This is a genomic window from Chitinophaga sp. RAB17 (assembly GCF_052114225.1).
Lineage (GTDB): Bacteria > Bacteroidota > Bacteroidia > Chitinophagales > Chitinophagaceae > Chitinophaga.
In genome coordinates this window covers 38,603-57,929 of the sequence record NZ_JBFREI010000023.1, presented here as the reverse complement: position 1 = coordinate 57,929, position 19,327 = coordinate 38,603, and the positions used below count along the sequence as shown (strand labels likewise).

Below are 19,327 nucleotides of genomic sequence, written 5' to 3'. Positions count from 1 at the left end.
CCTTCCGGACCTGGTTGCTGCCGGGTTTTCTTTTACTCTCCGCATTTCTTACGCATGCAACCGTTGCAACTGCGCAACAGTCTTTAGTAAAGAAAAAGTTCTCCTGTCATCCCGCCACAGGGAATATTCCATTGCTATTGTCGAAGATCAGCAGCTATAGCGGAACTGTTATTGAGTACTCTACAAATTATCTTACTACAGATAGTATCTTTTCTATTGGAGAAGGTACGGCGACGCTGGGCGCTGTCCTGGGTAAGCTGCTGAACGGACAAAAAGTGAAGATTGAAGAAATAAATAACAAGATCATGCTGCTACCTTCCAGCATCGCCTTATCGGAAAAATTACCGGAGAAATATATCCTGTATGGATTTACAATGGAAGAAGGCAGTCTGGAGCCGCTGGCCTATGCCTCGATAAAAGATCTGGAGTCCGGGCAAATGTGCCAGTCTAACATGTTTGGCTACTACAGTATACTTTTGCAGCCGGGCAAACACTACCTGGAGGTAAATCACAGCAAGATGCCACCCAGGATAATAGCAATATTTATAACTTCATCCACAAAAAACAATCTTGTTATTTCACCCGTTAAACTTCCGGAAGTAAACATTGATGCCGGCAATGCTTTACAACAGGATGGCGGCTCCAGAACGGATAAATACCTGACTGGCGCCTATAATAATTTTTTGGGAGAAAGTGATCCTGTCAGATCCCTGTACCTGTTGCCGGGCAACGTTGAAACCCAGGAAACCACCGGCAAACTGGTTGTCAGAGGAGGCGACCCGGATCAAAGTCTTTTCCTGCTGGATGGCAACCAGGTCTTTAATCCAAGCCATCTACTGGGAGAGATTTCTATCATTAACAATGCGTCCGTAAAATCAATCAGGCAATATAAAAATGATTTCCCAAGTCGTTTTGATGGCGCCATATCTTCCGTAACAGAAGTAAATACCAGGGATGGGAACATGGATAAATGGACGGGAGAGGCCAGTGCAGGTTTACTTACAGGCGCATTGACCCTGGAAGGTCCCTTGCGCAAGGGACGCACGGCGCTCATGCTTTCCATGCGCAACAGCTGGTCTAACCCCCTGTTGAATATTCTGGATGACGACTATCGGCTCCGGTTTTATGATATTCATTTTAAGTTAACGCACATTATTGATGCGAACAATAAATTAATGCTTACCGGTTACCTGGGCAGAGACCACCTGAACCTGCGTCAGCACGACTACCAGAACCTGCAGGTGTGGGGAAACCGGTTGGCTACCATTAACTGGAATCACCTGCTGGGCAAACGCTCTTTCGTTAATACCACATTGAATGTGAGTAATTATAATAACCTTGCCGGTATCAAATTTTCTGTGCTGAATGACAGTACCGGAAAAGAAGAAGACAGCAAAGCATTCAGTAACTATGCTTCTATTGAAAGACTGGAGGCCAAGACACAATTTGAATATAATGCATTCTCTCAAGCCAGGTTAAGGTTTGGTGCAAAGGTTGCCCAAACCACCATAAAACCATTTAATACCAGCATCGCCACTGAGTTCCAGGAAGAAACAGACTACTACCAGCCCATGAAGCCACTCCGCTTCAATGAATATGCTCTTTATATAGAAAACGAGTTCCGCATCGGCACAAATATATTGATAAGACCAGGGCTTAATTATGCGATGTACAACTTCCGCAACTACCATCATCGTTCCCTGCAACCCAGGTTATTTGCCGCTTACCGCATCAATAAAGCCCAACAGCTCACTTTTTCGTATGCCCGGATGGTACAGTATCTCCACCAGGTAACCAGTCCTTTTCTGGGTATCAACAGCGAGTTTTGGGTACCAAGTACCGCACTACTGCGTCCGGTAGAAAGTCATATGATCAATGCAGGGTATAACTTTAACGACAAAAAAGGACTTTTCCTTTCTGTAGATGCATACTATAAAACAATGCGAAACAATACCAATTTCGCAGAAAAAGGAAATATTTTTTACGATGAAGATACCTGGGAAAAAGATATTCTTGCCGGAAAGGGCTGCAGTTATGGTGCAGAGCTACTTGCACGGAAACAGGTAAACAAATGGCAGTTTCAGCTTTCTTACGCACTTACCCGTAGCCAGCGGCAATTTGCCGGTATCAATGAGGGAAAGAAATACCCCTTCCGTTATGATCGCCGCCATAATTTAAATGCCGCTGTCAACTACAGCCCACTCCCTAACTGGGATCTGGGTATAGTATGGTATTTTAGTTCCGGCGACCTGCTGTTTCTGCCTCCTGGAATAGAGGAGGATTTTGATACCCCCACACCTCCCAATCCCGGCAACAAAGATCCTGACAACACTAATTCCTTCATCTTTGACAGGTCCGGCTATCAGTTTAAACGTATCCCACCTTATCATCGCCTGAATTTTAATACCAATTTCTCCTTCCATTCCGGCAAAAAACTGACACATAAAGTATCTGCCGGTTTGTATAATGCGTACCAGGCACGCAATAAATATATTTTAGATGTGTGGAACCTGCAAAATGATACCTACAACACCACCTTATCAGAAAACCGCCTCTTTGACCTTACTTTTTATTTGTCCTATACACTCCGGTTTTAATTTTTTTCCGCGAAGACGTAGGAAGTTTTTAAGATTAGCTGTTCTTACTACAGATATGGTTACGTTACCCCAAAGTACAATTTTGCTCTAACTATAACCTACAGGTGTTCACCATGAAGGACCGGAGGCGTCGCCAGGGCGCCTCCTTATTTTTAATTACGTCAGGAATCCTACCTTATAACAAACCACCACAGGCAAGTCTACTACTTTACCCAACAGCATACCGGAAGAAATCATGCAAATATTCCTGGTCTTGCAACGCTATCTTTTTTCTATCCGCAAAAGAAATGTTAAAGATCCATTTCTCGTTTCCGGCAGATAGGAACATGCACTGTATTTATGTTTCTACATGGAGCAGATCATCATCTGACATCACCTAAATTCTTCTGTAAACAAAAAAATAATGAAAATGAGAAAAGTAGTTAACGCATCAAAAACTGTAGCAGCATTCGTACTGGCAGGTGTATTCATTACCGCCTGCAAAAAGAAAACAGACCCTACACCAGACGCGGAAATTTCCTATCTGCAGGTAATACATGCTTCTCCAAAGACTGCGGAGATGCTGGTGAATATCAATCAAAAGAAAGCACTGCACAGGGTACAATACCTGTCTGCTACCAAACCGTATACTTCCATGTTGTCCGGCGCCAACCTCCCTGTCCAATTAACACTGGGCAGCAACATAGCAGCAGAAAATAAAATCACTTTTGAAAAAGCAGCCAATTATAGTTTATTCATTTATGACACACTGAAAAATAATAAAGTAAAATTTATTGTCTTGAAAGATGTGTTTACCAATCCAGGTGTTACAAAAATGAACATCCGCTTTCTCCATCTTTCTCCAAATACTTCCCCGGTAGACATCGACCTCTTTAAAGGTAACGACAGCATCCGGTTGGAAAAAGCAAATGCGTTTATCGGAGACAATCCCAATACAACAGCACTTTCCACCTTTAAAGCGATTACGGCAGGAGACTATCGTGTAAAAGTAAAAATACAGGTGGCTGGCAAACCGGTAACCCTGATAGACATCCCTAAAGTTCAGCTGACAGCGCAGAAAACGGTGACCCTTTTCCTGAGAGGACTTACCAACGGAACGGCCGGCAACGAAACCGGATTACAGGTATGGCAACATAAATAAAACAGGTACTCACAGTTCCCATGACAATTAACAATGGAATAATGAAACATATACAGGCACTATTGTATGGCGCAGTTTTACTGACGTCGTGTACAGAAAGAACAGCCCGGACACCCATCAGCAGTTGTGAATTGCATGGCGATACGGTGATAGTCAATCCGGAATCCGTTCTGGCGAAGAAAATACATATTGATACCATCACGGAGCAACTGCTCTCTCAGCAGATGCCTGCGGTAGGAGTCGTAAAAGTGATTCCGAATCAATTTGCAGAAATAGCACCCGCATTTTCAGGAAGGATCATGGCGGCCTATTTAAAGCTGGGGATGCGGGTTACACCCCAAACGCCGCTGTTTACTGTTAGTTCGCCCGATTTCATCACTGCTCAGAAAACATTCTTCCAGGCAAAGGAACAACTGGCCCTGGCAGAGAAGAAACTGGAGCGGCAGCGTAATCTGGTGGCCAATGGGGTAGGTATACAAAGAGAACTGGAAGAAGCCCAAATGACTTTTGATGTAGAGAAAAAAGAATATGAAAGTGCTAAACTAAGCATCCGGTTATTTAAAGCTGATCCGGAACAATTGGTATTGGGACAACCTTTAATCATCTACGCACCTATTGCAGGAGAAGTAGTGGAGAATAAAGTAGTGGTAGGACAGTTAATTAAAAGCGATGGTGGCAGTGTAGCTGCCATCGCTGAATTATCCAAAGTATGGGTAGCCGGACACATCAAAGAAAAGGACATGGCCACCATCCGCGATCTGAGTCAATGCGAGATCTCCGCTGCTGCATTACCCGGCAAAACCGTAAAGGGAAAAATTTTTCACATCAATGAGTTGATCGAAGAAAGTTCCCGCAGTGTAGAAGTACTGATAGCATGTGAAAACCATGACCACCTGCTCAAGCCCGGCATGTTTGTGAATGTTGCTTTTACCAATGCTCCCTTACAAGCCATACTCATCGCGCCCAAAGCATTACTCCAGCAAAGTAATACGGCTTTTGTATTTAAACAGATTGCCGCCGGTAAATACATCCGTCAGGTAGTAGAAACAAACGGTATCCAGGAAAAAAAGGTAGTCGTAAAATCGGGGCTGTTAAAAAGCGAGACTATTATCAGCGACGGCGCTTATTACCTACTGGACGCCAGGTAGCACTTACGCATTAATCGAGAACAACATGATGAACCTGATTTATTTGACCATCAGAAAAAGATGGTTACTGATAGGCTTTTTTTTAATGCTGGCGCTGTTTGGCTATTACTCCTGGAAACAATTGTCAATAGAGGCATATCCGGATATAGCAGATGTAAGTGCGCAGATTATCACACAAGTGCCAGGCCTGGCAGCAGAGGAAATGGAACAACAGATCACAATACCGGTGGAGAGAGTGTTGAATGGCTTGCCTGGCATGAGTGTGATGCGTAGTAAGAGTACCTTTGGTTTGTCTATTGTCACCATCGTTTTCCAGGATGGCTATGAAGATTACTGGGCACGCCAACGCATCAACGAAAAATTGAACACGCTGGCCCTCCCCTATGGCGCCAAGCCTGGAATGGATCCACTGACTTCTCCCATTGGAGAAATCTACCGGTACGTTATAGAGAGTAAAAGCAATGACTTGCGGGAGCTTACTGATCTGCAAAACTGGGTGATCATCCCACGGTTAAAGCAGGAAGCTGGTGTGACCAATGTGACGAATTTCGGGGGAATCACCACACAGTACCAGGTGGAGCTGGACCCTGTCAGGTTAGAACAGTACCAGCTATCTCTTACCGATATTCAATCTGCTATTGTCAATAATAACGCAAACGCAGGAGGAAGCATCCTTACCCAGGGAGATTTGGGCTATGTCATCCGCGGCATAGGGTTGGTTAAAACACTGGAAGGCCTTGGCGACCTGGTCATAAAAACGGAAAAGGGGGTTCCAATATTTTTAAAGGATGTAGGGGAAGTAAAATATGGTAACCTGGAACGCAAAAGCATCCTGGGTTTTACAGACAGGCAGGTGAATTACAACGAGAGCATTGAAGGTGTGGTGCAGTTATTAAAAGGTGAGAACCCCTCACTTGTATTGCAGGGTGTACATCGCGCCATCGCCGATCTGAATAATAACCTGCTACCCAAAGGGGTACGTATCCGTCCTTACATGGATCGCACAGAGTTGGTGAACACCACACTGAATACGGTTTCGCATACACTGCTGGAGGGAATGATGCTTGTGATCATAGTGCTCATTGTATTTCTGGGCAGCTGGCGCGGAGCGTTGATTGTGGCTATCACCATACCATTGGCGTTGTTGATCGCCTTCATCCTGATGTATTTTACCAACATTCCCGCCAATCTGCTTTCACTGGGAGCTATTGATTTCGGAATTATTGTGGATGGTGCTATCGTGATGATGGAAACTATCCTGAAGAAACGGGAAGAAGATGAGATGGCTCCTTTAGAGGAACTATCCATTGCTCAACGGGCTGCACTCGTTGGCAAGCCGGTATTGTTTGCTACCATTATCATCATTACGGCTTACCTGCCGCTGTTTGCCTTTGAAAGAGTGGAACGCAAGCTATTTACACCAATGGCATTCACCGTCAGCTATGCCCTTGTAGGTGCATTGATCGTAGCCATGTTGCTGATACCGGGTCTTGCCTATGCCGTTTACCGGAAGCCCCGCAAATTGTATCATAACAAATGGCTGGAAAAATTGTCCATCCTTTACCTTGGCCGTATTCAAAAGATCATGAAGCGGCCGGGCCGGGTATTGTTTCCGCTCTCTATTGTATTGATCAGCGCTGCCATACTTTCCGCCACGGTAGGAAAAGACTTTCTGCCATCACTGGATGAAGGTTCTATCTGGCTACAGGTGCAGCTGCCCACCGGCATATCACTGCAGAAATCAAAAGAAATGAGCGATTCATTGCGCATGGCCACCATGAAGCACCCCGAGATTACATACATCATGGTACATGCGGGCAGAAATGATGATGGCACCGATCCCTGGTCGGCCTCCCATTTTGAATGTTCTATAGGATTGAAGCCTTATAAAGACTGGCCCAAAGGCAAAACTAAAGCAGACCTCATAGATGAGCTGGGCGCTGAATACTCAGCCATGCCAGGGTATACCGTTGGATTCAGTCAGCCGATGATCGACAATGTGATGGACAGGATATCAGGAGCTCACAGTGAGCTGGTATTAAAAGTATATGGAGATGATTTTGCAGAAACCCGCCGGATAGCACAACAGGCACTGCAAACCCTGCGTAAAATAAAAGGGGCAGTAGATCTTTCGATAGACCAGGAACCACCACTTCCTCAATTACAGATTAAAATCGACAGGGCTGCTGTTGCGCAGTACGGACTCAATGTTAATAATGTGGCAGAACTGGTAGAAGTAGCCATTGGTGGCAAAGCAGTTTCCCAGCTTTTTACCGGCAACAAGGTATACGACATTACCTGCCGTTATAAAGAAGAAAGCAGGAATACACCAGAAAAGATTGCCAACTTGTTGCTGCTCTCTCAAACCGGTGCCCGGATTCCCTTATCACAGGTAGCAACAATCAGTACTACTACAGGAGAAGGTACCATTACCCGTGAGATGAACAAAAGGCACTTAACGGTAAAACTTAACCTGCGGAATGTCGACTTGTCCTCCTTTATGGAGCAGGCCAGGAACAGTATTGAAAAAACGGTCACTTATGACCATGAGCAATACAGGATTGTATGGGGAGGACAGTTTGAAAATCAAAAACGTGCGTATGCAAAACTGGCGGTTATTGTTCCCATCACCCTGCTGTTTATGTTTTTCCTGCTATATGGTGCCTTCGGACGATTCCGGCAGGCGGGTCTGATTCTCAGTATTGTACCACTGGCATTGTTTGGTGGTATGCTGGCACTTAATATCCGTGGTATGACCTTAAATGTATCATCTGCCGTTGGCTTTATCGCGTTGTTTGGTGTCGCTATTCAGAATGGGGTAATTATGATCTCCAACTTCAATGAATTGCGCATGCAGGGAGAACCGCTGCTGGCTGCCGTGATAGCCGGTGCGGCCAACAGGTTCAGGCCTATATTGATGACAGCTACCGTAGCCGTACTGGGTTTGCTGCCTGCCTCGCTGGCCACAGGAATAGGGTCAGATGTTCAGCGGCCATTGGCCACCGTGGTAGTATATGGCCTGCTGGCTGCCACCGTAATTACATTATTTGTATTACCTGCTTTATACTATATGCTGGAAAGCAAATGGGGCGCCACAGACTATCAGAAAAAGGATGAAAAATATTAAAACAATGAGCATGAAATTTTGGGGCACCCTTTTATTACTTTCTTTGGCATTAGCAGGGAAAGCACAGATAAAAGATTCGTTGACTTATACCCGTTTTTTAGCCGGAGTAAGTAATCACAACCTGCCATATGTGACAGAGCAGTTCAATATCAACCTGGCAGAGGCCAGGTTGATATCTGCGAAGGTTTTCCCTGATCCTAACCTGTCATTCGGCTGGGTGGACAACGGACAGAAAAGAATGAAAATGGGCTATGGATTTAATACTTCTGTCAACTGGCTACTGGAACTCGGAGGCAAAAAACAAGCCCGCATCGGCCTTGCGCAAAGTCAGCTGGAGTTAACAGCTTCCCTGGTGGCCAACTACTACCGCCATCTCCGTGCAGACGCAACGCTGGCTTATCTGCAGGTATTGCTCAAGGAAAATTTACTCCAGGTCACCAGAGAATCCTATCAAAGCATGTTAAAATTTGCCAGGGCAGATAGCATCCGCTTTAAATTAGGAGAGATAAAAGAAGTAGATGCCCGCCAAAGTAAACTAGAGGCTGGCAACATGCTGAACACCGTATACAGTAATGAAGCTGCCCTTAACGCTGCCCAGCTGCAACTCGCCATGCTGATGGGCAGGCAATCCGATACACTTTACTATCCGGTGCGTTGCATCCCGCAATTTGAACGGGATTTTAGTTTAAAAGAACTGATGAATACAGCTGTCACCAACAGAGCCGATATCCTGGCTGCGCTGAAAGATAAAGAAGTGGCTACCCGTATGGTCAAACTGGCACAGGCAAACCGGATACCTGATCTTGGGCTGAACATAGGTTTGGCACAAAACACAGGAGCCACCAATGTGATTGCTCCTACTCCATCCACGAATGTTGTTTCGGCAGGCATTTCCATTCCACTAAAATTCTCCGGCAGATACAGAGGGGAGCTACTCACGGCGCAATACAACGCCTCCCAGACTGCAGCGCGTTACCAGCAGGCAGTGATACAGGTACAAACAGAAGTAGCCACTAACTATTACAACTACCTCTATGCCCGTAAACAAGTGGATCAATTCAATACCGGATTGTTACAAGAGGCGGCTAAAGCGCTGGACGGCAAAATATATAGTTACCGCTCTGGTGAAATCAACCTGCTGGAAGTATTAAATGCACAACGGACCTACAATAGTATCAGACAAAACTATTTCGAAGCATTGAATGGATACGCCACTGCCTTAGTTGAAATGGAAAGAGCAGCAGGGATCTGGGATATTAATTTATAAACTCATTACATGAAACACGTTTTAGTGATACTCTGCTTCTTTGTTACACTGCAACCGGCCGCCTCACAGCAGGATAGCACCAGGCGGTCAGTGGTCCCCCGCTACAGGGAAGTGTCTTTCGGATTACTGGCCGGGATTTCGTCCAGTTCACTCAATGGAAAAGATCTGCACCTGTTGTCAACCGGTGGTTGGGCGAGGCCATTATCCGGCGTATTTGCAGGCGTAGTAGTCAATTCCAGGCTCGGAAAACATATTGGATTAAAAACGGAACTATCCATCGGGCAAAGTGGCGCGGTATTACATCAGCTGGACAGTTCTACCCAACAGCCCTATAACAGTCGCTTCAAAAGTACTTACCTGTTCATACAGCCATTTAACCCTACCATTTATTTCCATGGATTCCGGTTGTCTGCCGGGCCATATCTGAGTGGACTCCTCAGTGCCAGCATGGAGCGCAAAGGCAGCGATGGTAGAATATTTACTGACAAAAATATTTTCGGCACCGCTACCTCACCCGGAGGATTCCGTTATAAAATAGATGCAGGCATCGTGATAGCACTGAATTACGAACTTAGAAACGGATTTAACATAGGCGTCAGTTACCGCAGAGGATTTGTTCCGGTAATGGAAGATCCCCGTGTGCAGAATCAATGGAAGGTTTATAACCAGCAATTGAACTGCTTCCTCGGCTATAACTGGAAGAAAAAATAAAATGGTATTAAAATCCGTATATAGTTGAACGGATATTTTATGCAGACAATAATTGGAAACTCATTTACTCATTAAAATATAATGGTATGACGGTAAGATCCGTTGTTATTTTCTCCGCAATCACATTAAGTGCCTTTCCCTATATGGTATCATGTCAAAAGCGGGAAAAAGCGCCCCCCTTCCCTGCTAACAAGTATGCGCTGGATACCAGTAAGTATAGCCTGGTATTTGAAGACGACTTTTCCGGCAACCTTGATAAATGGAATATATGGACAGGTGGGGCTTATAATGATGAATTGCAATACTACCACGGAGATAATTTAAAATTGCAAAATGGTATTTTAGCGATTAACGCCAGGAAAGAAAATGTAACCGGCCCCGAAGTACCTGGCAGCACTGATCCCAAAAATTTCGATTACACATCGGGGCGGATAGAATCGAAGTTTGAATTTAGTGCCGCTGTCTCCACGGGTGGTATAAGGATAAGCGCGAGCATCAGACTAGCACCGGGATATGGCATGTGGCCTGCCTTCTGGACATATGGTGATCCCTGGCCCACATGTGGAGAGATCGATATACTGGAAGCTACGGGCGAAGGACAAAGCTATACAACCGACTATTTTTACGGTAAAAAGCCAGGAAAAGTACAAACAAACGATGACCTCACCGTTAAAACGATTACCAACAGCGCTGACCTCACCAAAGACACTCACCTCTACGAAGTTGAATGGACACAACATAGTCTCACTTACTACTTGGATGGTCAAATAGTTGACAAAAAACTATCAACGGATCCTGGCGGGGGGTACATCCCTTCTTTTTATAACAAATTTCAGCACGTGACACTGAATCTGGCTGTAGGTGGCAGGATGTTCGGTAATAATTTTGATCCCTCCCGGATTGAAACGGGGACTATGTATGTAGACTGGGTTCGCATCTATAAGATAAAATAATGCTTATCCCRTGTACAGCATCCACAGATATAGTCATTTCTTAAAACGGCTATTCTCTTAGTGAAGCTTACCATTTGCCCAGGCGACAAACAAAGTATTAATATTTGAATTGATGGCCTGTTTGTATGCCTGGTTTACAACTGTCAGCCAGTTAGTACCCGCCAGATCAGCGGAGCCATACTTTGCTTTGTATTGTTCCCGCGTTGTGCTAATTATCCTTGCAAATTTACCCGTGCCTTTAATATTCTCCTCATTAATCTGGCTAATATCAATGACGTCATTTTTCTTCAGGAATACGGTAACCCCGTCTTTAAAGAAATACGCCTTAAAACMCTGTCCATCCATGTCTTCATACACAATGCCAAGAACCGGGAATTGTCCTCCGGAGGCCGATCTGACAGATTGAATAATAAGGTCCGTATTCTTTTTCTCCAGCTTGCCGGTGGTGATTACACAGGTCGAAATAACCCAGGAAGCCAGTTTTTTTGAATCCGGATTCAGCATATAAACTTCAGCCGTTAATGTTCCTTTTATTTTATCCCTGACAGCATATTTGTAAAGAGAAACATTCACGCCTTCCCATCCCTTCAATGTATCGGTTGTACGGATCAGATGTTGCTCCATGTACCTGGTCTTAATAACCTGTTTTTCTACACGTCCGGAAATAACGTTCAGGCTATCTCTTAAATAGGTATCCAGGGCAGCATTCTCCTGTGAATAACAATGGAGGGCGGCATTCAAAAAAGCAATCGCCAATATGATTGTTTTCATACTTATAAATTTAGGGTATTAAATATTTTCTCAATGCCCTTGCGATAATATTTTCCGCCAAGATGATTGTATCCCTTTTCTGCGATGTCAAAAGCATATTGTAGCGAGGCTTCTCTTTCTGATAAAATATTATTCCGGATGTTTTCCCGGTATTTCTCTACTGCAGCGATATACCTTCTACCTAATAAAATTTTATATACCAGGTATTGAATACATGCTGGTCTATCTGTAAAAATACGATACCTGTTATCTACCCGAATTGATTCATTGAAAATAATCCTGTTTTCACCAAACCTTTTTACAGCTTTATTATTTACGCCTTCACTTGGTTGCCCCTTCAATACATAGGATGTAATGGTATCCCTGGTAAATACTTTTATTCCAAACAGATTGTTTGCATAATAAGCAGTCCTGGTAAACCCATATCCGCTTTCCGCAATAGCCATGGCTAAGATAGTCTTTGCAGGTAGTTTTTCTTTATTACATACTGAATCAATAATGCCCCTGATGGATTCGATAAACTGCGTCCTTTCGATTGCAAGAGGATGATCAATGGCGCTGAGATAGCAATTATCATTTCTGCCATTCACAGTATCTTCATTGGGTGTAGGAGGAAATTTAACAGTCTGGGCGAAAACAGTAAACATACCAAAAGTACTGAATACCAACAATAGGGCTTGCTTCATATCTCTGATTTTGGGGTCACGAAGTAAGAAAACGACTTAATAAAGGGGTTGAGTTTATAAAACCTCTGGCATAAAGGTATAAAAAATACATAAACAACGCCTGCCTGGTCTTAAACACGCAGAAAATCGTTTCCCTCCAACTAAACGTTCATCAGAAACCGCTTAATTTATCAGAGGTCAGGTAACTTCAAGCGATTCAGTATCGCTGGTCATCGTATCCATTAACCCGATGGCTTTACCTATCATTTAGCAATGATCCCGTCAAACATCCGGGAGGTAATATCTGATAATCCATGGTGCCCAATTATACGCTTATACGGCAATTTATTTCTTTTCAGATATTGATAAAATTCTCTTGAAACGGGTATGGCGGGAGTCAGTGTAGCATCCTCGGGAAGCGCTAACAGATCTCCTTCAAAAATGATGGATTCCTTTGGTAAGTACATAAAAGATAAACCCTGTGCATGACTATTGGGTACTTCAAATAAATCGATGCGGTGTTTACTGTCGCTGATAATTTTGTGATCTTTAAAAAAAACAAACGTGGGGGTTATTCCGGCTAGCAGGTCCCGTACAGGCTTTTCCATAGATGGTGTGCAAACAATGGCGGCGCCCTCGGCTATGAATTTTCGAATGCCGGCAATATGGTCCTTATGAAAATGTGAAAGATGCACATATTTGATGGGTTTACCAGGCAGCGTCTGATGAATCAATGCTATCACAGATCCGGTAACTTCTGCTGAAACCGGCGCTTCTGTTACCACTACATAATCTTCCATGTTGATGAAAATTACGTTCCTGTCATCATCTACTTTTTCTACTAAAAAAATATCCTGCGCAATTTCCTTTGCTATGAGTGGCTTGTTCATTTCTTCTTCCACATGATAACCTACCGGCAAATTAAATACCTCCGGACTAACAGCATCATTGATATTGAAAGTTGTTAAATGATCTGTAAAAACGAGCTTATCATTTAATAGCTGTCGTATTTTTTGGGCCACCCAATAACCATTGATACGGGTGTATTCCTCAAAGTACTGCGTGCTGACATTATTACCGGCGATGTTGCTGTTTTTATGTAGTCGTCCTGTTTGCGCATCCAGCCATAATTCCTGCGATCCCGATTTTAAAGTCCGGCGAATAACCACCTCCTGTCCAACACGCTCCAATTGCAGTGAATCGTGACTATTTAAAGTTTCTTCTAAAATATAATAAGGGATGTTGGCAAGTGCATTCCGGTAGTTGCTGCTGTAGAAGGAACCATTCAGCTTAAAAAGCGATTTACCTGTTCGTGATCCGACTGCATCATATACATAAAATATCGAATCCCGGCCAATACGGATAGTATTAAAAGTATAACCTCCGGGGTAATGACTGATCGAATGATGCATATAGCGATTGTTCACCAGGTCCACACTGATGTCATATACATCCTTTTCCTCCTTTGGATGATGGTAGTCATAGCTTTGGAAGGGATTATAGACATCCCGGTTTGTGGCGTACTTAAAAGCTTTGACTCCTTCCCATTGCCCATTGGAAGTCATTGCCTGACGTATAAAATCAGTGGCTTGCTGTGCTTTTGAAACAATGGGGAAAAGCACCAAAATAAGGAGATAGCATTTCATAAATAATTTCTTACCGGCAAAACTAAAATATAAGAGCCGGCCGCCATGTGCAGAAATTATCATTTCCTGTTCCTGGAGGCATCAGGAGATATGCCATACCAACTTTTGAATACACGGCAAAAAGCACTGGCATTTTCAAAACCGCACATCCATGTTATTTGCTGAATGGAAAGAGTACTGTCTTTCAATAATGCAACGGCATGTTCCAGTCTGATCCGGGTTAAATACTGATGCGGTGTAGTCTGAAACACATTCCGGAACTGGCGGATCAGTTGTGGGGCAGACAAACAGGCCAGACTACTCAATACGTTCAGGTCTATATCCTCTTTAAACGTTGAATGCAGCACATCCTTAGCTACGCAAAGACGCTTATAAATTTCAGTCCTTGTGCCTGATTTGACCGCATCCACTCTTTTCGTCCGTATTTTTTCCTTTGTTTGTTGGGCTATCAAATGACGCAGTAAGTAAGTGAGCTGTTCATCTGTGCTGGTTTTATTATATCCGCATTCATCCAGATGATTGATCAGCTGACTTATTCTTTGCTGAAACAACAAATCTGCAGTATAAAGGGTTTGATGAAATTCCGGGAGTATACTTGTGGCGGCGGGACCGTCCAGTAACTTTTCTTCCGTGTTTATAGTATCATAAAACACCTCGGCAGCAAATTCTCTTTTAAAGAAAACGGCAAGACTTTTAACTTTTTCACAACTATTTATACTGCTGGAATAAGATTGATCTTCATTCAACATCAAAAATTGCGTGGGCCTCACTGCAATGTCGATATTATTGACACGATACCACTCCTCCCCGCTTAAAACCGCTTTAAGAGAAAGACAACCTACATGATCTTCACAATAGCTTTTACTAACAGTTGCGTTAAAGATAATATTATGCTTGCTGAATTTACTAAAATGCAATTGTTCATCAAAACCAGGTGCTGTATGATCCGGAAGCGTTTTAAAATACATACCTTCTAAATTATGCCCGTTAGGAATCCAATTTTCTTAAAACCTCTTCTGATAAGATAGTGTTTTCGAGAACACTGTTGGCTAAATATCAAAATATATATAAAGATATCAAAACCTCCAAATTATCAAGATCCGCTATTCAGCCTTAGTGGCGTACTTATCTGTTTGCTTCAAAAGCAAATTTGTCATGATCGGGAAGTAGCCTCCTATGAAATAATACCGCAGTAGTATCTGCTAATTTTCAGGAACTGATTCTTAATTACTTCGATACCACCAGTTGACCGTATCACACCTAAAACAACCTGATGAAGCCATATTCTTTACCAGTAGCCCATATCCACTCCTGTATTCTATTCACCTTCATAAAAATCCAAACATGAAAAAGTTAACATTGTTTATTGCCATGCTGCTTACAGTACAACTCGTAACTGCAGCCAACCCACACACCAGGAAAAATTCCGTTGTAAAGAAGACGGCTGTTTCCACTGATGTACATGGCCGTCGTTCTGCTTCTATTGTTGTTAGCGGCATCTATATCTACCGTGATGGCGATTATGAAACAGTAAGCCCGCTATGTAGTATTCTCGCAACAGCTAAGGCGTATGTCATTAATCAGAACACGAACACATACGATTATATAAGTTGTCCTTCATCCAGTACTAACGTGGTTGTTTCAGTGGGAGATAAGATAGAGCTGAGATACAAACCAGTTTCCGGCGGCCATGGAGATCCAGCCAGAAGCGGCTATTACATAATTACCCAGGAGGACATAAATAACGGGACGGTAGAGTTAAGTATAGGATTTACCAATAATCAGCACCTGCAAAAATAACAGGTCCCTGTTTACTTATTTATTTTCAAGTAGTCGTTCTGCTTCCGTTATTATTAATGGATCTGCCATATGAGAGGCATTGAACTAAAAAGGAAACTAGACAATCCTTTTTCAGAAAGGATGGTCTAGTTTCCTTTTATCGCGAATTATGCAGGCGTCGGTACTCAAAACTCCGAAAAATCCTGCCAGCAACGAACATCAGACTACAAGGCTATTGGGCGGAAGGCAGCGTTGGTTTATAAAAGTATTATTCCTCCAATTTTTCCTTTACCTCTGCTGCTACTTTCTTCAGGCTCAGCAGGCCAGTACCCGACTTAATGAAAGTAATTTTCAGTGTTACTTTACCATCAGCCTGGGTAGCAGCAACATCAGCAGTGTAATAGTCTGCTTTCGCCCCCGTGGTGCGGGTAGCCGTGAATCTTGTCTGCTGCATTTCCTGTGTGATGAACTTCTTTGAAAGCAATACATCCTTTGCGGCGTCCAGGGCTTTTTCCATGGTCGTATATTTGGTGACCGCCTCAATAACGATAGGGTCGCCCGTTCTGGCGAAAGCGATAATGCCAAAGGCAAGAAAGGCGATGAACAGTGCTAGTCTTTTCATATTATTTGATTTTGTTTGTTTTGAAACAGCTATTTTATACGGCAATTAGCGCCAGCGTAAATGAAAAACACCTCTGGCGTTGATCATTAATAATCAAACCCTGGAGAAAAGAATCACATGAATGAATACGTTGTGTTGTTAAAGAACCCGGGCGTTAGTGGCTATTGCCCTCTCATTTTCCTGTATGTCATTGAAGTACTTCGCTGATTTGAATAAGCGGTTGGATATTTGTGTATTTTGGAAAATCATTTCTGATTCTTTCTACGTACGGTTCCAGGGCTTTTTCGTAATCAGAGAGCTTGTCGAAATACAAATAACCAATGGCCAGAAATGGCACAGGAGTATTCGGTGTTCCACTTGCCCCCCCTTTATCAATGGCTATACATTTCACTGCATCGCCAAACAAAGTAGCCATCAGCGGCATATGTTTATTTGTATAATAGTCCATATCAAAGGTCTTCCCATCTCCATTTGGATATAGAACTGTTACTTTAATCATTCCTTTTTTTGCTTTGAAAGAACTTCTTGTTTGAGCCTTAATGCAACTAAAAGAAAGCCCGAAAAATAAAAGTAATCATAAACCGGGCTATAATAAATACCCGGAAACAGGTATTTATCTGTCGGAAAAGCTGTTCACCTGCCCCTTACCACTATTTCACCTTAAACGCCGGTGTTACATAACTATACACGGTATACCGCAATTCACTCCAGGCATTAACACCCGGAAACGCAACACCTGGGTACAATTGCTGCGCTACCGGTATAAATACCAGCCGCACACGGATGCTGTTACGTCCTTTTGTCAATGCCGGCGGTACCAGCCATTCATCATCGCGGAAACGACGATTACCCGTGACTACATTATGCACACGGAGATCCAGTTCCTTAGGTACATTACTGAAAACGCATGTATTAGCGCCCGCCAGGTACCAGTCCCCGGCATAAGTCCATTTCAGGCTTGCGGTGTCCGCTTGTCCATCTGCGATATACACGGCTGCTTTCTGATTCGGATGACTGTAATCCAATGTACGGCGCAACAGGGCGCCCTGATTGGCAGGATCCAGCTTTACCGTAAATTCAGAGCTGCCTTGCGTATAACGGCCATCTTCTGTGTGGGCAGGATATACTTCCTGTTTTATCCGGGGACTGGAACCACGCACTACGAAAGAATCAACCCCCAGCTCATAACGGGAAACAATATTTTCAACCGCAGTAGCCTGCGGAGAATACCAGGCATGGTTACTTTCACTGGTAGTATTGCCTACGTTCAGCTCATCGGTTTTTATGAGTGACGCTGCTGGTAATCCATACCAGTAAGTAACGCTCTCATAGTGCTCCACGGACATATTATCGCCACCATGCTCCAGTTTAATTTGCGCATTTCTCCCAAAGGGCATGAGGTCTGCCAGCAGGAAGCGGTAGGCGGAGTGGATCAGATCTTTCGGATCCTTTGCCTGTTCTTTTTTTGCTACGCCACAGGGATGTCCTGCAAACGGTAAAGTCATATTTTCTCCACCCCAGTAGTCACCGCCTCCACCCCACTCTTCTGTGCCGGTACCCTGTGCCTGTGGCGTTTGACTATCATCGAAAAAGAAACGGGGATCACCTTCCAACGTCCCCAGTTCGCCTTTATGTGTAAAAATAAAGGAAGTGCCGGCAAAATTTCCGGACCAGTCAGGCTGTCCTTCTGCACCACGTGTATCCAGTAGCGTGAGGTCTTCACCTGGTTGGGCTGTGGGAAAATCCCGGTAACCGGCATGGAAATAACTGCTCCACTGCGGGGATAAAGTGCCGCGCTCATACCGGATTTCATAACTGAGGGTTGTACTGCCATCCGGCGTTATTCCTGCCAGCTCAAACCTGGCCGAGCGGAAAAAGGGCATCGGATAATAACATGCCAGCGTTACCTGCTGACGTATACTATCAAACCTGATATTGATCGGAAAGCCTTTTACAAGGAATTCCCGGCCATCCCGGTTATGCAACGTGCCGGCGCCAAAGAACAGGCATAACGGAGCGTCTACAGAAGGTTGTGGGGCATTGTCCCAGGTAATGAGCAGGCGTAATCTTTCCAGGCTTTCCGCTTTTGCCAGTGGCAACTGCAGCTTAAAAGCTCTTATGCTGGTACTACGCTGGCGGATATCTGCCAGTAATATCCTGGATTTATTCAAAAGAACATGCCCTCGTTGTTGTTGTATGTGCAAGGGAGCAATGTCGGTACCGGAGCGGTTCAGCAGTGCCACTACGGCCGGATCAGGCGCCTGCTGAATATCCCAGCTGCGTATCCGTTGGGAAACATTCGCAGTGTCTGCAAACAACTGATAAATATAATAGCCGGTACCGTAGTGAGTGCGGGAATAAGCCAGTCGCAGCGATCGTTCAAAAGGAATCGGTGTCCATATAAGGTCAGCGCCTTTGGCATCTGCCCAGGTCCATGCCAATGGTTTTGTGAAAGGTATGGCCGGAATAAATACGCTGGATGAGATATCCCGTTTTGCATGCACCGGATCTGCCGTGCCTGTTTCCTGTACAGGATGATCATTGCCATCTGTGATAAAATGCCAGGGGCTGCCATGCCAGTGGTTGGCACGAAAAAAGTAGAGGATGCCTTTCCCGCTTACATCCAGCGTCACATTTTCATTTTCACCATTCATAAACAGGAAATGCCCGGCATCTGCATGTTCATTGCTGCCTGCACGGTCATAAGTACTCCTCATATATGTTCTGACACCTAACCTTTGCATAGGCCATTTATCCCACATCAGGTATGCGTCCGCTCCTACAGGAATGACTGGTGCTTTCTGCAAACGCTGGGCAGGCAGGAGCAATGGTAGCAGCGTACAAAAAGCTACGCTGGTAAAGATTTTATTCATAATGAAAAAGACGGAAATGATGATAGC

General features: G+C 44.1%; 15 protein-coding genes. 8 read left to right on the top strand and 7 right to left on the bottom strand.

The genetic code is table 11. The features are described from left to right. Nucleotides 1–137 precede the first annotated feature (137 nt). From AB4Z08_RS35495 to AB4Z08_RS35465, 7 genes are all read left to right on the top strand, one after another. Complete coding sequence (locus AB4Z08_RS35495) at nucleotides 138–2,597, top strand: TonB-dependent receptor plug domain-containing protein (RefSeq protein ID WP_441578521.1); 2,460 nt, start codon at nucleotides 138–140, stop codon at nucleotides 2,595–2,597. A 409-nt stretch (nucleotides 2,598–3,006) separates the two neighbouring features. Beyond that, nucleotides 3,007–3,738 (top strand): DUF4397 domain-containing protein, encoded by a 732-nt coding sequence (locus tag AB4Z08_RS35490; RefSeq protein ID WP_441578520.1) that lies wholly within the window; start codon nucleotides 3,007–3,009, stop codon nucleotides 3,736–3,738. 41 nt (nucleotides 3,739–3,779) lie between these two features. After that, nucleotides 3,780–4,886 carry an efflux RND transporter periplasmic adaptor subunit gene (locus tag AB4Z08_RS35485; protein WP_441578519.1) on the top strand — a complete coding sequence of 369 codons (1,107 nt, stop codon included), beginning with the start codon at nucleotides 3,780–3,782 and terminating at the stop codon, nucleotides 4,884–4,886. 25 nt (nucleotides 4,887–4,911) lie between these two features. Continuing rightward, nucleotides 4,912–8,013, top strand: coding sequence for an efflux RND transporter permease subunit (locus tag AB4Z08_RS35480; RefSeq protein WP_441578518.1), 3,102 nt, complete (start codon nucleotides 4,912–4,914; stop codon nucleotides 8,011–8,013). A 4-nt stretch (nucleotides 8,014–8,017) separates the two neighbouring features. Further along, on the top strand, nucleotides 8,018–9,280 hold the full coding sequence (locus tag AB4Z08_RS35475; protein ID WP_441578517.1) for a TolC family protein: 1,263 nt from the start codon (nucleotides 8,018–8,020) through the stop codon (nucleotides 9,278–9,280). Between the two features lie 9 nt (nucleotides 9,281–9,289). After that, nucleotides 9,290–9,991, top strand: a complete 702-nt coding sequence (locus tag AB4Z08_RS35470; protein WP_441578516.1) for a porin family protein — start codon at nucleotides 9,290–9,292, stop codon at nucleotides 9,989–9,991. A gap of 86 nt (nucleotides 9,992–10,077) precedes the next feature. Next, complete coding sequence (locus tag AB4Z08_RS35465; RefSeq protein WP_441578515.1) at nucleotides 10,078–10,944, top strand: glycoside hydrolase family 16 protein; 867 nt, start codon at nucleotides 10,078–10,080, stop codon at nucleotides 10,942–10,944. A gap of 57 nt (nucleotides 10,945–11,001) precedes the next feature. Here AB4Z08_RS35465 and AB4Z08_RS35460 read toward each other — a convergent pair whose 3' ends face one another. The 4 genes from AB4Z08_RS35460 to AB4Z08_RS35445 all read right to left on the bottom strand — a co-directional run bounded on the left by AB4Z08_RS35460 (nucleotide 11,002) and on the right by AB4Z08_RS35445 (nucleotide 14,994). Beyond that, entirely contained in the window at nucleotides 11,002–11,715 is a 714-nt protein-coding gene (locus AB4Z08_RS35460; protein ID WP_441578514.1) for a hypothetical protein, read from the bottom strand. 2 nt (nucleotides 11,716–11,717) lie between these two features. Then, the gene (locus AB4Z08_RS35455) at nucleotides 11,718–12,401 is read right to left on the bottom strand and encodes a glucosaminidase domain-containing protein (protein ID WP_441578513.1); all 684 of its coding nucleotides are present in this window, start codon (nucleotides 12,399–12,401) and stop codon (nucleotides 11,718–11,720) included. 242 nt (nucleotides 12,402–12,643) lie between these two features. After that, entirely contained in the window at nucleotides 12,644–14,026 is a 1,383-nt protein-coding gene (locus AB4Z08_RS35450) for an MBL fold metallo-hydrolase (protein WP_441578512.1), read from the bottom strand. A gap of 59 nt (nucleotides 14,027–14,085) precedes the next feature. Further along, entirely contained in the window at nucleotides 14,086–14,994 is a 909-nt protein-coding gene (locus AB4Z08_RS35445) for a helix-turn-helix domain-containing protein (protein ID WP_441578511.1), read from the bottom strand. 376 nt (nucleotides 14,995–15,370) lie between these two features. On the opposite strand from AB4Z08_RS35445, the gene AB4Z08_RS35440 reads away from it, so the two are divergent. Beyond that, nucleotides 15,371–15,826, top strand: coding sequence for a hypothetical protein (locus AB4Z08_RS35440; RefSeq protein WP_441578510.1), 456 nt, complete (start codon nucleotides 15,371–15,373; stop codon nucleotides 15,824–15,826). 247 nt (nucleotides 15,827–16,073) lie between these two features. Here AB4Z08_RS35440 and AB4Z08_RS35435 read toward each other — a convergent pair whose 3' ends face one another. The 3 genes from AB4Z08_RS35435 to AB4Z08_RS35425 all read right to left on the bottom strand — a co-directional run bounded on the left by AB4Z08_RS35435 (nucleotide 16,074) and on the right by AB4Z08_RS35425 (nucleotide 19,300). After that, the gene (locus AB4Z08_RS35435) at nucleotides 16,074–16,427 is read right to left on the bottom strand and encodes a hypothetical protein (RefSeq protein ID WP_441578509.1); all 354 of its coding nucleotides are present in this window, start codon (nucleotides 16,425–16,427) and stop codon (nucleotides 16,074–16,076) included. 187 nt (nucleotides 16,428–16,614) lie between these two features. Next, on the bottom strand, nucleotides 16,615–16,926 hold the full coding sequence (locus AB4Z08_RS35430) for an EthD family reductase (RefSeq protein ID WP_441578508.1): 312 nt from the start codon (nucleotides 16,924–16,926) through the stop codon (nucleotides 16,615–16,617). A 151-nt stretch (nucleotides 16,927–17,077) separates the two neighbouring features. Continuing rightward, entirely contained in the window at nucleotides 17,078–19,300 is a 2,223-nt protein-coding gene (locus AB4Z08_RS35425; RefSeq protein ID WP_441578507.1) for a DUF2961 domain-containing protein, read from the bottom strand. Between the last annotated feature and the right edge of the window lie 27 nt (nucleotides 19,301–19,327).

What these genes read in the sequence shown, in the direction of transcription:
- AB4Z08_RS35465 (WP_441578515.1), top strand. Translation starts at nt 10,078, where the DNA reads ATGACGGTAAGATCCGTTGTTATTTTCTCCGCAATCACATTAAGTGCC.
- AB4Z08_RS35475 (WP_441578517.1), top strand. Translation starts at nt 8,018, where the DNA reads ATGAGCATGAAATTTTGGGGCACCCTTTTATTACTTTCTTTGGCATTA.
- AB4Z08_RS35470 (WP_441578516.1), top strand. Translation starts at nt 9,290, where the DNA reads ATGAAACACGTTTTAGTGATACTCTGCTTCTTTGTTACACTGCAACCG.
- AB4Z08_RS35445 (WP_441578511.1), bottom strand. Translation starts at nt 14,994, where the DNA reads ATGTATTTTAAAACGCTTCCGGATCATACAGCACCTGGTTTTGATGAA.
- AB4Z08_RS35435 (WP_441578509.1), bottom strand. Translation starts at nt 16,427, where the DNA reads ATGAAAAGACTAGCACTGTTCATCGCCTTTCTTGCCTTTGGCATTATC.
- AB4Z08_RS35480 (WP_441578518.1), top strand. Translation starts at nt 4,912, where the DNA reads ATGATGAACCTGATTTATTTGACCATCAGAAAAAGATGGTTACTGATA.
- AB4Z08_RS35440 (WP_441578510.1), top strand. Translation starts at nt 15,371, where the DNA reads ATGAAAAAGTTAACATTGTTTATTGCCATGCTGCTTACAGTACAACTC.
- AB4Z08_RS35430 (WP_441578508.1), bottom strand. Translation starts at nt 16,926, where the DNA reads ATGATTAAAGTAACAGTTCTATATCCAAATGGAGATGGGAAGACCTTT.
- AB4Z08_RS35450 (WP_441578512.1), bottom strand. Translation starts at nt 14,026, where the DNA reads ATGAAATGCTATCTCCTTATTTTGGTGCTTTTCCCCATTGTTTCAAAA.
- AB4Z08_RS35485 (WP_441578519.1), top strand. Translation starts at nt 3,780, where the DNA reads ATGAAACATATACAGGCACTATTGTATGGCGCAGTTTTACTGACGTCG.
- AB4Z08_RS35455 (WP_441578513.1), bottom strand. Translation starts at nt 12,401, where the DNA reads ATGAAGCAAGCCCTATTGTTGGTATTCAGTACTTTTGGTATGTTTACT.
- AB4Z08_RS35490 (WP_441578520.1), top strand. Translation starts at nt 3,007, where the DNA reads ATGAGAAAAGTAGTTAACGCATCAAAAACTGTAGCAGCATTCGTACTG.
- AB4Z08_RS35425 (WP_441578507.1), bottom strand. Translation starts at nt 19,300, where the DNA reads ATGAATAAAATCTTTACCAGCGTAGCTTTTTGTACGCTGCTACCATTG.